Genomic DNA, 12,550 nt, shown 5'->3' with positions numbered 1-12,550 from the left:
GATGCTGATAATCTGTTGACTAGCAGTCTGACTCCACAAGCACCCACACGAATTGCTTGATTCAGTTGTTAAAGAGCGGTTGGTTAAGAGCTTTCATCTCAACCGAGGCGCGCATTCTACAGCAGCCTCATTTGCTGTCAAGTGATTTTTTTCAGAAGTTTTCAAGGAATCCTTAACAACTTCAACCACTTGCGCTTCAGATCTCTCGTCAGCGGGAGGCGAATTCTACAGCGTTACACGCTGCTGTCAACACCTCTTTTTCAACTTCCTTTGTGCTCCGATGACCTGAAGCAACTTGCTGCCGAAAACTGCATAACTCATTGTTTTACAAGGAGTTTTCCGTTTCGACTGCGCCGGAAGTGGGGCGAATTATAGGCTTCCAGAATCTGCCGTCAAGCACTGATTATGGTTTTCTACCGACAGGCGCAAAAACACTGCTTATATATAGACGCGCCAGCCTGGAATGCGCAGTATATTGCCCAATAGCTGGAGAAATGCCCTTATTTCCTCTTTTCGGACGATGCCCCGCAATGAATGATCAGCCCCGCAGCCTGGCCTCAACTCTGTTCTCGGTTGGGCTACTGCTCATAGCCATGGCGTCGATCCAGTCCGGAGCTTCCCTGGCCAAAAGCATGTTCTCTGTTATCGGCCCTCAAGGGACGACAACATTGCGCCTGATTTTTGCAAGCGTGATCATGATGCTGATACTGCGTCCATGGCGGGCAAGACTCACCGCAAGATCCCTGCGCACCGTCATCATCTATGGAATGGCGCTGGGCGGCATGAACTTCCTCTTCTATATGTCATTGCAAACCGTTCCGCTGGGCATCGCGGTGGCGCTTGAGTTCACCGGCCCATTGGCCGTGGCGATCTACGCCTCGCGTCGCGCGATCGACTTTTTGTGGATCGCACTGGCTGCCGTCGGCTTGCTGCTACTGATACCGACAGGAGAGGCGACCGCCGGCATCGATCTGGTAGGTGCCGGTTATGCCTTGGGTGCCGGGGTGTGCTGGGCGCTGTACATTTTGTTCGGCCAAAAAGCGGGGGCCGATAATGGTGTGCAGACCGCCGCGCTGGGGGTAATGATCGCTGCGCTCTTCGTAGCGCCTATCGGTATTGTCCATGCCGGTTCCGCTTTGCTGACCCCTTCATTGATCCCTGTGGCTCTCGGCGTCGCCGTTTTGTCCACGGCCCTCCCCTACACCCTGGAGATGGTCGCTCTGACCCGCATGCCTGCCAGAACCTTCGGCACGCTGATGAGCATTGAGCCCGCCTTCGGCGCGTTATCGGGCCTGTTGTTCCTTCACGAATACCTCTCGCTGTCGCAATGGATGGCAATCCTGTGCATCATTCTTGCGTCCGTCGGCGCAACCATGACAATGAGCTCTGCCGCCAGACCCGCGGTCGCGGCAGATTGAAAGCAGATATGACACGGCTCTGGTATTTGCCGCTCAATTAGGCCATGTTTAGCCCCGCAACCCAGAGCCATACCATGGACAATTTCAGATAGGTATATCGAAAGGCGTCAATCGAAAGCGAATGCAGTCAGACCCGGGCACAAGATCCGGGGACGCTATAAGGACAGTAATGAAACGAATTTTGATACTGATCGCCGTACTTGCAATTGCGGGCTGCGCAGCGACATCAAAAACACAGATCAAGCACGGCAAGAAAGGGTTGCACATAAACTGTTCCGGGCTGTCTTCATCCTGGGACAAGTGCTACGCCAGCGCCGCCAACTCCTGCGCGCCCAAGGGGTACAAGGTTATTGCCAAGTCGGGAGATGCCGTGGAAGAGCCCGGCGATTATCCGTTTGGCCTCAATCCTGCGGGTTATACCAGCCGCAGCATGATTGTCATCTGCAAATAGGCAGGGCCGTCGCGTCAGGTTCTCGGACTTGCGATCTGACGGCCAATTTCCTCGTAGCTGGACTTCAGCACTGTGCGTTGGATATCCGGGCTAGCCAGCATGCGCGCTAAAACCAGTGCGCCAATACACTGCGACAGAATCGCCCACGCCAGGCTGTCGCTTTGCAGAACACCCGCCCAACTTTCCTGAAGCCGACAAATCCAGTGCTCTGCCTGCTGGCGGACAGTCACGTCGGAACGGGCAATTTCCGCCCCCAATGCCGGTAATGCACAACCGGTTTCCGGATTCTCGACGTGAGACATGCTCAGGTACAGTTTCAAGCAGCGCTCAAGCTTGTCACGGTCCTGCCCTTCCCCCAGGCGCGCCAGGCTTTGGCCCAGCTCACGTTCGACAATGGTTGCGAACAACTCGTCTTTCGACGAGAAGTGGCTGTAGAAGGCACCGCCACTCAAGCCAATCGCTTTCATCAGGCCGTCCACGCCCACCGTTGAAAATCCGGACTTCTTGGCCGATACAGCGCTGCTTTCCAGCAGCCGTTGCCTGGTTTCCAGCTTGTGACTGGCCGAATAACGCATTGCCCTTCTCCTGAAATTGCTCACCTTGACGCCTGTCGAATCGTAGCATAACGTTCGTTTAGTTAACGATCGTTTACCAAAAGGGATCTACCCATGAATAACAAGAAGGTCGTACTGGTCGTCGGTGCTGGTGATGCCACGGGCGGCGCCATTGCCAAGCGTTTTGCCCAAGAGGGTTTTGTCGCCTGCGTCACCCGCCGCAGTGCGGACAAACTCCAGCCACTGGTCGATGCCATCAAGGCTGATGGTGGCGAGGCCCACGGGTTTGCCTGCGATGCACGCAAAGAGGAAGACGTGATCGCGCTGGTCGAGCAGATCGAGAGCCAGATCGGCCCCATCGAAGCATTTGTCTTCAACATCGGCGCCAACGTGCCGTGCAGCATTCTCGAAGAGACCGCCCGCAAGTATTTCAAGATCTGGGAAATGGCCTGTTTTTCCGGTTTTCTCAACGCGCGGGAAGTTGCCAAGCGCATGGCCAAGCGTCAGCGGGGCACGATCCTGTTCACCGGCGCCACCGCAGGCATGCGCGGCGCTGCCGGGTTCGCTGCATTTGCAGGAGCCAAGCACGGCATTCGTGCACTGGCGCAAAGCATGGCCCGAGAGCTCGGGCCGATGAATATTCACGTTGCCCATGTCGTCGTCGACGGCGCCATCGATACCGACTTCATTCGCGAAAGCTTCCCCGAAAAATACGCCACCAAGGATCAGGACGGCATCCTCAATCCCGAGCATATCGCCGAAAACTACTGGTACCTGCACAGCCAGCCCCGGGATGCCTGGACTTTCGAGCTGGACCTTCGCCCCTGGAGCGAACGCTGGTAACTTCTGCGACACAACAATAAGACGAGTGCCTTGAACATGAGCAAAATCGTAGAGTTCTACTTCGACCTCGGCAGCCCCGCCACTTATCTGGCCTACACCCAGCTACCGAAAATCTGCGCACAGACCGACACCCGGTTGGTCTACATTCCGTTCTTGCTGGGTGGAGTGTTCAAAGCCACTGGCAACGCCTCTCCGGCGACGGTACCGGCCAAGGGCCGCTATATGTTTCAGGATCTGGACCGCTACGCCAAACGCTATGGCGTGCCTCTGAAGTTCAATCCCCACTTCCCGATCAACACCTTGATGCTGATGCGTGCCGTAACAGGCATGCAGCTGCGCCACCCTGAACGTTTTGCCGCCTTCATCGATTGCCTGTTCAAGGCAATCTGGGTCGACGGTCGCAGCCTGGATGAACCGGCAACCGTTGCGGCAGTGCTCAGCGAAAACGGGTTCGATCCACAGGAAGTACTGGCCCTGACCGCCGATGAGGAAGTCAAAGCCCTGCTCAAGGACAACACCGAAAAAGCCGTAGCGCGAGGCGTATTCGGAGCCCCAAGCATGTTTGTCGACAACCAGTTGTACTTCGGCCAGGATCGACTCGACTTCGTACTTGAAGCCTTGAGTTAAATCTCGACCACCAACCGCCCCTTTGCCGCTCCCGACAAGAGCAGCACATGGGCGGCTTCTGCGTTTTGCAAAGTGAACGGGTGCGGGTCAAGCAAAGGTACGAGCTTACCCGCCTCTATCAACCGTGCCGCCTCGTGCAGAATCTCGCCGTGATGCTCGCGCCCCCGGCCCGTCAGGAGCGGCAGCAATGTGAAGACACCGGAATAAGTCGCCCCGCGAAAGGAAAGTGGTGCCAGGCTGTGCTGCCCCCAGCCCAGGCAGCTGAGCACATGACCGTGGTACATCCGGGCAGCCTTGAATGACGCATCCAGGGTTTCGCCTCCCACTGTGTCATAGACAATGTCGAAGCCCTCACCGGCCGTATGTTGCGCCACATAGTCTTCGACCGAAGACTTGCGATAGTCGATAAATGTTGCACCGAACCCTTCGATGATCGATTGCTGCCCGGCCGAGCCTGTGGCAAAAACCTCAGCGCCGAAAGCGCGGGCGATTTGCACGGCGACATGTCCGACGCCACCGGCACCGCCATGAATCAAGACCTTCTGCCCGGGTCGAACGCGAGCCCGGTCCACCAGACCTTCCCAAGCGGTGATCAGCACCAGCGGCAATCCGGCAGCCTCACGCATGCTCAGGTTGTGCGGCTTACGTGCCAACAGTCGCGCATCGACCGCCGCGTATTCGGCCAATGAACCTTGAATTCCACCGATACCGGTGGCCATGGCGTACACCTCATCTCCCGCTAGCCAGCCACTGACGCCCTCTCCCAGCGCCTCTACGGTCCCGGCCAGATCCATCCCGACTATCGCCGGCAATGGCTGACCTGCATGGGCTGCTTGCCCGGAGCGGATTTTGCCATCCAGCGGATTGACACCGCTGGCCTTGATTCTGACCAATACCTGCCCCGCCTGCGGCACCGGACGGGCAATGGAAACCAAACGTAACGGCGCATTGGCCAAGTCGACCATCATCGCGCTCATTTTCAGTGTGTCAGTCATTTCGCCACGTCCCATCAGAAGTGAATACAGGATCAATCTTGCCCCGCCCAATTCATGCCGATAAGACGCCATATCGCTATAGTGACCATGCCGATACGGCATCAATGAGGAATCCCGTGGACAAGCTCAACGCTATGGCGATTTTCGTGCGAGTGGTCGAACGGGGCAGTTTTTCTGCCGTTGCCCGGGAGATGCAAACCAGCCAGCCGACCATCAGCAAAGTGCTGCAGGCGCTGGAAACCCGATTGGGGGGAAAGCTGATTGCGCGCAGTACCCGCAAGTTATCCCTGACGGATGAAGGTCTGCGCTATTACAACGAATGCCGGATCATCCTTGCCGTAGTGGACGCGGCAGAACATAGCTTCCAGTCCGGTCGCGAAAAGGTCGCCGGGCCATTGAAAATCGGCTCGTCGGTGAGTTTCGGCCGCTTGCAGATCGCCCCTCGGTTACCGGACTTTCTCAAACGCTACCCTGAGGTTCAGATAGACCTGCAGCTGAGCGATCAAAACCAGGACCTGGTCAGCGAAGGGCTGGACGTCACATTCCGGATCGGTGCCCTGAACGACAGTGGTCTGATCGCTCGCCTTGTTGGCACGACCCATCGGGTGACCGTCGCATCACCTGACTACCTCAGGCAATACGGCCAACCGCAAACACCGCAGGAACTGAGCAGGCACAATTGCCTGATGTTCAACCTGCTGAGCAGCCAGAACCTGTGGGAGTACACAAAAGACGCCGAACACCACGAAGTGCGGATCAAGGGCAATGCACAGAGCAACAACTCCGAGGCGATCCGTGAACTGGTGCTGGGGGGATTGGGAATTGCGCTGTCACCGGTGTGGCTATTCAGCGAAGACCTGAGCGCTGGTCGGGTGATCGCGATTTTGCAGGATTACAGCACGCTGTCGCTGCCGATACATGCCGTATCCCCGGCGAATCGTCGCCAATCCGCCAGGGTCAAAGCCTTTGTCGACTATATGGCTCAGGCGCTGGAAAAAGCGCCTGAGCTTCACATCAGATAGCCGCAGTGCGGGTATTCAGCCACTCCAGCGCGGCACCCTCGACCAACGGGCTCAAGCGTTCGCGCACTTCGGCGTGGTAAGCGTTGAACCACTGTTTTTCCTCTTCGGACAACAGCGAAGTTTCCAGGCAACGCGTGTCGATCGGGCACAGGGTCAGCGTTTCGAACTTCAGGAACTCGCCGAATTCGTTTTTGCCCGCCTCACGGTTCATCGCCAGGTTTTCAATGCGCACCCCCCAACGACCCGGACGATAGGTGCCCGGCTCAATGGACGTGATCATGCCGGGTTGCATCGCGGTTTGCGGTGCAGGTGCAGCCTGATAGGCGATGACTTGCGGACCTTCGTGGACGTTCAGGAAATAACCGACGCCATGACCGGTGCCGTGACCATAGTCGACACTTTCCGCCCAGATGGGCGCGCGGGCGATGGCATCGAGCAGCGGCGACAGAATGCCTTTGGGGAACTGCGCACGGGACAAGGCAATCACGCCCTTGAGCACGCGAGTGCAATCGCGTTTTTGCTCGTCGGTCGGCGTGCCCACCGCAACCATCCGCGTGATGTCGGTGGTGCCGCCCAGGTACTGACCACCGGAGTCGATCAACAGCAGACCATCCCCTTCGATTACCGCATGTTCTTCTTCGGTAGCGTGGTAGTGCGGCATCGCGCCATTGGCGTTGAACGCGGCGATGGTGTTGAAACTCAGCGACACATAATCCGGGCGGCGCTCACGGGCGGCGGTGAGTTTTTCGTCGATGGTCAGTTCGGTGATGCGCTCGCGGCCCAGCGCCGAGTCCAGCCAGGCGAAGAATTCGCACAGTGCTGCACCGTCCTGTTCCATCGCCTGACGGATGTGCTCGGCATCGGCCAGGCTTTTTTGCGATTTGGCCAGGGTCGTCGGGTTGAGGCCTTCGATCAGTTTCACCCCGCTGTCGAGGTTGTCCAGCAAGCCCGCCGTGACCCGCGCCGGGTCGACTTGCAGGCTCGCACCGCTCGGCACGGCGCGCAGTGCGGCAGCGACTTCGCTGTAATCACGCAGGGTCACCCCATCCTGTTCGAGGATTGCGCGCAACTCGGCGCTGACTTTGCTCAAGGCGACAAACAGCGTGGCCTGTTGCTGATTGATCAGGGCGAAGGAAACAAACACCGGGTTGAACGACACATCGCCGCCACGCAGGTTGAACAACCAGGCGATGTCATCGAGGGTGGCGATGAAATGCCAGTCGGCACCCTTTGCCTTGAGGGTTTCACGCAGCTTGGCGAGTTTTTCGCCACGGCTGACGGTCGCCTGTGGTGGCAAGTGCTGATAGATCGGTTCGTCCGGCAGGCTTGGGCGGTCGCCCCAGACTCCGTTCAACAGGTCGATGTCGGTGCGCAGACGGGCACCACGCTCTTCAAGTTTACCGCCCAGGGTCCGTGCCGAAGCCACGGCCATGACCGCGCCATCGACCGCGACCACGCCACCTTCGGGAGTTTGCTCGGCCAGCCATTCCAGTGGCCCGGGTTGACCCGGTTGCAGCTTGACCAGATCAATGCCGCTGCCCTTGAGCTCCTTGGTCGCCTGCTCCCAATAACGGCTGTCGGCCCAGACACCGGCAAAATCCGGGGTCACGATCAAGGTGCCGACCGAGCCGTGGAAACCCGACAACCACTGGCGTCCCTGCCAGTAACCCGGCAGGTATTCGGACAGGTGCGGGTCGGCCGACGGCACCAGCAGGGCGTGAATACCCTCCCGGCTCATCAGTTCGCGGGTTTGCGCCAGGCGCTGGGGCACCGATCCATTGATCGAAAGCTGCGTATTCATCGTGTCTCCTGCTAACCACTTCATCATTATTGTTGAGTGCCGATCAATGTCGGCGCTTCGTCGCCTTATTGCCAGAATGCCGGAGCACTGGCGCAGGCTGCCTTGATCAGTTGAACCGCCTGGTCGATGTCCTGCTCGGTGGTGAAACGCCCGAGGCTCAAGCGGATGGTGCGACTGGCCGAACGGGCGTCATGTCCCAGGGCCAGCAGTACATGGGATGGGGTATTGCTCGCGGAATTGCAGGCCGAGGTCGCGGAAAACGCGATCGAAGCCAGCAACGCTGCCGGATTGAACTCGCCTTCACTGAAGGTCAGGCTCAGGGTATGGGGAATGCGCCGGGTCGGGCTGCCGTTGAGACGCACGCCGGGAACGCTGTGCAATTGCTCGAGCAAACGTTCACGCAAATGCTCGATGACGGCTTTCTCTTCATCGAAAGACGCTGCCGCCAGGGCGAATGCCGCCCCCATGGCCGCGATCTGATGGGTCGCCAGGGTGCCGGAACGCAAACCGCCCTCATGCCCGCCGCCATGGATCTGTGCCTGCAATCGTTGTTGCGCGCGCGGACCGACATACAGCGCACCGATGCCTTTGGGGCCATAGAGCTTGTGCGCGGAAAACGACATCAGGTCCACCGGCCACTGCGCGAGGTCGATCGCAACTTTGCCCGCGCCCTGTGCGGCGTCGACATGGAACAACGCCCCGCGGTCACGCACCACCTGGCCGATGGCGGGAATATCGTTGAGCGTACCCAGTTCGTTGTTGACCAGCATCAGCGACACCAGGAAGGTGTCCTCGCGCATGGCTTCGCTGACGGCTTGCGCGGTGATCAGCCCTTCGGCGTCCGGCGCCAGATAGGTCACGGCTACGCCGGCATCCTGCAGTTGCCTGGCGGTATCGAGAATGGCCTTGTGTTCGATCTGACTGGTGATGATATGGCCGCCGCCAGCACCGCGGGCCTGGGTCACACCCTTGAGCGCGAGGTTGTTGGATTCGGTGGCGCCCGAGGTCCAGACGATCTGTTCGGGCGTCGCGCCGACCAGTTCGGCGACCTGGCGTCGCGCCTGCTCCACCGATTGCCGGGCCTGCTGGCCAAAGACGTGGGAGCTTGAGGCCGGATTGCCGAAGTTGCCGGTAAAGCCCAGACACTCGACCATCACCTTGATGACCCGCTCATCCACCGGTGTGGTGGCGGCGTAATCGAAATACAATGGACGTTTATTCATAAAAGACTCGCAGAGCGTGTTCCGGGATCAGGAAGCTCGTGACTGTAAACGGCAAAGCGCAGCCTTGTGAGCTGCGCGCTGTTTTCAGAACGTTACCAATACCTGATCGGATGCCGTTAAAGAAGGACTGCTTCATTTAATAGTGCGTAGGAACGCTCCTGAAAAGTCAGCTTAACAGGCATCGGGCAACCGGTTGAAGCAATGCGTCAGCTAAAGCTTTCGAGCATCAGCGGATACAGCGAACCCACAAGCAGCGCGGCCATGCCCCAATTGAACAGGCGCAGCCAGCGGCGATCCTTCAGAACATTGCGCAACAGCGTGCCGCAAGCGGCCCACACGCCGACGCTCGGCAGGTTGATGATGGCAAAAACGGCCGCAATCACGATCACATTGGTGAAGTAGCCCTGCATCGGCGTATAGGTGCTGATGGCGCCAATGGCCATGATCCAGGCCTTGGGATTGACCCACTGGAACGCGGCGGCGCCCAAATAGCTGATTGGTTTCGCCTCGCTCTGCTGACTTTCCGACATTGGCCCGGAATGGGCGATTTTCCACGCCAAGTAGAGCAAATACGCCGCCCCCACATAGCGCAGCACGGTGTAGAGCAAAGGGTAAGTCTGGAACACCGCGCCCAGGCCGAAACCGACTGCCACCACCAGGACAAAGAAGCCACAAGTGATGCCGAGCATGTGCGGAATCGTGCGGCTGAAGCCGAAGTTCACCCCGGATGCCAGCAACATGGTGTTGTTCGGGCCGGGTGTGATCGAGGTGACGAGGGCGAACAGGGCGAAGCCCAGCAGCAGGTCGAGTGAGAGCGTCATGGGTGGTAGTCCGTCAAGGGCGGTTCAGGTATTGACCCTATCGCACGCCTTGGACGAAACCCATGGACAGTTGCGCGAAACTTGGACCGGTACAGTTTCGCCTCAGCTTGGACGACCGTGAAGCTGTACAGATCGCCCGGCGTTCATTTCACCCTGATTGTCGAATCCGAACGACTTTTTCGGCTGGCCGAGCAGTTCGGCTTTTTTCGCGTGGTACTCGTCGAAGGACAATCCGCGGCGGTTCAGCTCTTCCAGCGCCAGTTCCTTGCTTTCTTCAGCCGTGTAAGGGCGAAGCTCCGGGGAAACATGGCTGGCACATCCGGCGAGTACGGAGACGGCGGCCATCAGCAAAGTGGCGATCATCGGTTTCATTTTTGGCGTCCTGGCGACTGGGTTCGAGGCAATGAACACAGGCTACCCGCGCCTCCCGGGCAGCAGAAATCAACGCTTTCAATAGTGGCTATCAGCAAATGGCGAACATTGTCCTGATCAGCACTGGCCCACCAGACTGCAATGCAGGCGATGTGCCGGGAGAACGCGGGCCGGGAGCGCATTGGCTGGAGCCTGTCTGATGGCACTTATATGGCATTGCTGCTCGTCGGGCACTCGGTGAGGTGAAAGTGGCTGGCCTATATTTATTCGGCCATGTATCGGCACAGGTACTTACATTCACACGACAAGAACAGGGAGATCCATCATGAGCGTCAAACCCATTCCAGAGGGGTATCACAGCATCACCCCCTATCTGGGCATCAGCAAGGCCGCCGACGCCATCGCCTTCTACAAGAAAGCCTTCGGCGCCATTGAAGTCATGCGCCTGAACATGCCCGATGGCGGTGTCGGTCATGCCGAACTGCGCATCGGCGATTGCCCGATCATGCTCGGCACGCCGTGCGATCAAGGGCCACTGAGCAATCCGGACAAATCAGCGTCCGTGGGTCTGCATTTGTACGTGACAGATGTCGACAAATCCTACAAACAGGCCATCGCTGCCGGCGCAACCGTGGTTTCCGAGGTCAAGGATCAATTCTACGGTGACCGCTCAGGCACCTTGAAGGATCCCTACGGGCATTTGTGGTTCCTGGCCACGCGCAAGGAAGACTTGACCCAGCAACAGATCGAGCAGCGGGCGAAGGAGATGTTCAGTCAGGGTTGAGGCCTTCGTTAACCTCTCGGCCCTCATCGCGAGCAGGCTCGCTCCTACTCCTACGCTGGACCTATGGCCACTCAAGGCCCCTGTGGGAGCGGGCTTGCCCGCGATGAGGCCGGCAGATCCAATAGATCTGTTGACTGACACTGTGTCTTCGCGAGCAAGCCCGCTCCCACCGTTTGATCTCCAGTGAATGTAAATCCTGCGCAGGTTGCCCCGTTTCACTGCCTCTCGAGAAACATTTTCTTTCATTTCCCCTTTTGGGATTTCCTCTGCTCATCCGTCCTACCTGGATGCAGTCCTTTCGCGTCGGCAAAAGCCACGATCGGACCTTCAGGGCGCTCGTCCCTGCGAAGCCCGCAGCCAAGCTGCCTCTCATCCAGGCAAGACCTCCAACATGTCAAAGAAGTCCCGTTCAAAAATCTGGTTCCTGGTCCATGGCTGGCTGGCGCTGCCGATCTGGTTTTTCGTGCTGATCGTCTGTGGGACCGGCACCCTGGCGGTGATCAGTCAGGAAATCGTCTGGCTGGCCAACCCGCAAATGCGCGCCAGTCAGCCCTCGGACGATGCACCACTGCTCAGCTATCAGCAGGTCATCGAAGCCATCAGCAAGGCTGAACCACAGACCGTGGTGCAAAGCATCAGCCGCCCTGACGAGTCGCACTTCGCCCTGGATGTCGAAGCCGGCTACCCCAATGGGCCTTCGGTGGTGATTTATGTCAATCCGTACAGCGGCGTGATCCAGGGCGTCGCGCCGCAATTCGACTTCCGCGCCTTTACTCGCGCCCTGCACGCCTGGTGGCTGGTGCCGTTCACCAATGGCTATAGCTGGGGCTGGTACCTGGTGTCGTTTCTCGGCTTGCCATTACTGGCGTCGCTGATCACCGGGCTGGTGGTCTACAAACACTTCTGGAACCGTTTTTTCCGCCCGACCCTGGGCATTCGTCTCGGCGCGCGGATTTTCCGGGGCGACTTTCATCGTTTGAGCGGCATCTGGTCGATCTGGTTCATCGCGGTGATTTCCATCACCGGCACCTGGTTCCTGATCCAGGCGTTGCTGTCCGATAACCAGATTTCCATTTCCACGGAAAAGATCATCCCGGCGATGTCCCGCGAATCGGTGCCGCTGTCGCCCGATGGCTCACCCCCGCCGCGCATCGACCTTGATCGTGGGATTGAAATTGCCACGCAGAACATCTCCGGGCTGAAGGCCAGTTTCGTCAGCCTGCCGGGCAAGCTTGGCGCCGACTCGACCCTGACCTTCAAGAAGCCCGGCGCCGAGTTCTATGTGCTGTTCGATGCCGGCCCCGGACATGTCGTGGAAATTGATCAAGCGGACATCGACGCGCCATGAGCACTCTGCTGTGCCTGGGCAACACCGACGATGCCCGCGCCTACGTCAAGCGCAAGCGCAAGCGCCGCATGGGCGCACGGTCCGGCGGCGAACGGCAAAGGGTGTTGCTGGCCCAAGGGCTGATTCCGCCTCCACAATTTCTGGTGTTCGACGAACCGGTCCTTGACCGGAGTGGTCAGGTCCAGGGTGTGCAACGGCAGTTCATCGCTCAGCACTTGTTGAATGGCTTCGATCACTACCCGATGGTTGTGCCCCTGGGCCAGGTTTCTGGCACCGGCCAGACGACAGCTT

At 58.7% G+C, this 12,550-nt stretch carries 12 protein-coding genes and 3 pseudogenes; 8 read left to right on the top strand and 7 right to left on the bottom strand.

The genetic code is table 11. The annotated features are described in order from the left end of the window. Positions 1-530 precede the first annotated feature (530 nt). Entirely contained in the window at positions 531-1,418 is an 888-nt protein-coding gene (gene rhtA, locus ACEN8E_RS07970; protein ID WP_495592123.1) for a threonine/homoserine exporter RhtA, read from the top strand. A 169-nt stretch (positions 1,419-1,587) separates the two neighbouring features. Continuing rightward, positions 1,588-1,869: a hypothetical protein gene (locus ACEN8E_RS07965; protein WP_007990112.1), complete on the top strand. Its 282-nt coding sequence runs from the start codon at positions 1,588-1,590 to the stop codon at positions 1,867-1,869. Between the two features lie 14 nt (positions 1,870-1,883). Here ACEN8E_RS07965 and ACEN8E_RS07960 read toward each other — a convergent pair whose 3' ends face one another. Next, on the bottom strand, positions 1,884-2,444 hold the full coding sequence (locus ACEN8E_RS07960; RefSeq protein WP_495592122.1) for a TetR/AcrR family transcriptional regulator: 561 nt from the start codon (positions 2,442-2,444) through the stop codon (positions 1,884-1,886). Between the two features lie 93 nt (positions 2,445-2,537). Between ACEN8E_RS07960 and ACEN8E_RS07955 the strand changes: the two genes are divergently transcribed. Continuing rightward, positions 2,538-3,266, top strand: a complete 729-nt coding sequence (locus tag ACEN8E_RS07955) for an SDR family oxidoreductase (RefSeq protein WP_462004639.1) — start codon at positions 2,538-2,540, stop codon at positions 3,264-3,266. Between the two features lie 36 nt (positions 3,267-3,302). Beyond that, complete coding sequence (locus ACEN8E_RS07950; RefSeq protein WP_495592121.1) at positions 3,303-3,893, top strand: 2-hydroxychromene-2-carboxylate isomerase; 591 nt, start codon at positions 3,303-3,305, stop codon at positions 3,891-3,893. On the opposite strand, the gene ACEN8E_RS07945 is transcribed toward ACEN8E_RS07950, so the two are convergent. Beyond that, entirely contained in the window at positions 3,890-4,888 is a 999-nt protein-coding gene (locus ACEN8E_RS07945; RefSeq protein WP_495592120.1) for a zinc-dependent alcohol dehydrogenase family protein, read from the bottom strand. The genes ACEN8E_RS07950 and ACEN8E_RS07945 overlap by 4 nt on opposite strands. Before the next feature lie 104 nt (positions 4,889-4,992). Between ACEN8E_RS07945 and ACEN8E_RS07940 the strand changes: the two genes are divergently transcribed. Continuing rightward, a complete protein-coding gene (locus ACEN8E_RS07940) occupies positions 4,993-5,910 on the top strand; it encodes a LysR family transcriptional regulator (RefSeq protein ID WP_495592119.1) in 918 nt (305 codons plus the stop codon). Here the strand turns inward: ACEN8E_RS07940 and ACEN8E_RS07935 are convergent. The 4 genes from ACEN8E_RS07935 to ACEN8E_RS07920 all read right to left on the bottom strand — a co-directional run bounded on the left by ACEN8E_RS07935 (position 5,903) and on the right by ACEN8E_RS07920 (position 10,127). Then, positions 5,903-7,711, bottom strand: a complete 1,809-nt coding sequence (locus ACEN8E_RS07935; protein ID WP_495592118.1) for an aminopeptidase P family protein — start codon at positions 7,709-7,711, stop codon at positions 5,903-5,905. The two genes, ACEN8E_RS07940 and ACEN8E_RS07935, sit on opposite strands and share 8 nt — an antisense overlap. Positions 7,712-7,776: 65 nt before the next feature. Next, positions 7,777-8,934, bottom strand: coding sequence for a cysteine desulfurase family protein (locus ACEN8E_RS07930; RefSeq protein WP_495592117.1), 1,158 nt, complete (start codon positions 8,932-8,934; stop codon positions 7,777-7,779). Between the two features lie 206 nt (positions 8,935-9,140). Continuing rightward, positions 9,141-9,755, bottom strand: coding sequence for a LysE family translocator (locus tag ACEN8E_RS07925; RefSeq protein WP_495592116.1), 615 nt, complete (start codon positions 9,753-9,755; stop codon positions 9,141-9,143). 102 nt (positions 9,756-9,857) lie between these two features. Beyond that, the gene (locus ACEN8E_RS07920; RefSeq protein WP_495592115.1) at positions 9,858-10,127 is read right to left on the bottom strand and encodes a hypothetical protein; all 270 of its coding nucleotides are present in this window, start codon (positions 10,125-10,127) and stop codon (positions 9,858-9,860) included. Positions 10,128-10,452: 325 nt separating this feature from the next. Here ACEN8E_RS07920 and ACEN8E_RS07915 point away from each other — a divergent pair, with 325 nt between their 5' ends. The 3 genes and pseudogenes from ACEN8E_RS07915 to ACEN8E_RS07905 form a co-directional block, all read left to right on the top strand. Next, the gene (locus ACEN8E_RS07915) at positions 10,453-10,911 is read left to right on the top strand and encodes a VOC family protein (RefSeq protein WP_495592114.1); all 459 of its coding nucleotides are present in this window, start codon (positions 10,453-10,455) and stop codon (positions 10,909-10,911) included. Between the two features lie 391 nt (positions 10,912-11,302). Beyond that, positions 11,303-12,139, top strand: a pseudogene (locus ACEN8E_RS07910) (PepSY-associated TM helix domain-containing protein); the annotation flags it as partial. A gap of 173 nt (positions 12,140-12,312) precedes the next feature. Then, positions 12,313-12,435, top strand: a pseudogene (locus ACEN8E_RS07905) (ATP-binding cassette domain-containing protein); the annotation flags it as partial. Here the strand turns inward: ACEN8E_RS07905 and ACEN8E_RS07900 are convergent. Further along, a pseudogene (locus ACEN8E_RS07900) lies at positions 12,399-12,540 on the bottom strand (hypothetical protein); the annotation flags it as partial. The pseudogenes ACEN8E_RS07905 and ACEN8E_RS07900 overlap by 37 nt on opposite strands. Between the last annotated feature and the right edge of the window lie 10 nt (positions 12,541-12,550).

This window comes from Pseudomonas sp. Pseusp9 (assembly GCF_059491265.1).
Note: the sequence above shows the minus strand (reverse complement) of the source record. Positions and strands in the feature narration are given on the sequence as shown.

What these genes read in the sequence shown, in the direction of transcription:
- rhtA (WP_495592123.1), top strand. Translation starts at nt 531, where the DNA reads ATGAATGATCAGCCCCGCAGCCTGGCCTCAACTCTGTTCTCGGTTGGG.
- ACEN8E_RS07965 (WP_007990112.1), top strand. Translation starts at nt 1,588, where the DNA reads ATGAAACGAATTTTGATACTGATCGCCGTACTTGCAATTGCGGGCTGC.
- ACEN8E_RS07960 (WP_495592122.1), bottom strand. Translation starts at nt 2,444, where the DNA reads ATGCGTTATTCGGCCAGTCACAAGCTGGAAACCAGGCAACGGCTGCTG.
- ACEN8E_RS07955 (WP_462004639.1), top strand. Translation starts at nt 2,538, where the DNA reads ATGAATAACAAGAAGGTCGTACTGGTCGTCGGTGCTGGTGATGCCACG.
- ACEN8E_RS07950 (WP_495592121.1), top strand. Translation starts at nt 3,303, where the DNA reads ATGAGCAAAATCGTAGAGTTCTACTTCGACCTCGGCAGCCCCGCCACT.
- ACEN8E_RS07945 (WP_495592120.1), bottom strand. Translation starts at nt 4,888, where the DNA reads ATGACTGACACACTGAAAATGAGCGCGATGATGGTCGACTTGGCCAAT.
- ACEN8E_RS07940 (WP_495592119.1), top strand. Translation starts at nt 4,993, where the DNA reads ATGAGGAATCCCGTGGACAAGCTCAACGCTATGGCGATTTTCGTGCGA.
- ACEN8E_RS07935 (WP_495592118.1), bottom strand. Translation starts at nt 7,711, where the DNA reads ATGAATACGCAGCTTTCGATCAATGGATCGGTGCCCCAGCGCCTGGCG.
- ACEN8E_RS07930 (WP_495592117.1), bottom strand. Translation starts at nt 8,934, where the DNA reads ATGAATAAACGTCCATTGTATTTCGATTACGCCGCCACCACACCGGTG.
- ACEN8E_RS07925 (WP_495592116.1), bottom strand. Translation starts at nt 9,755, where the DNA reads ATGACGCTCTCACTCGACCTGCTGCTGGGCTTCGCCCTGTTCGCCCTC.
- ACEN8E_RS07920 (WP_495592115.1), bottom strand. Translation starts at nt 10,127, where the DNA reads ATGAAACCGATGATCGCCACTTTGCTGATGGCCGCCGTCTCCGTACTC.
- ACEN8E_RS07915 (WP_495592114.1), top strand. Translation starts at nt 10,453, where the DNA reads ATGAGCGTCAAACCCATTCCAGAGGGGTATCACAGCATCACCCCCTAT.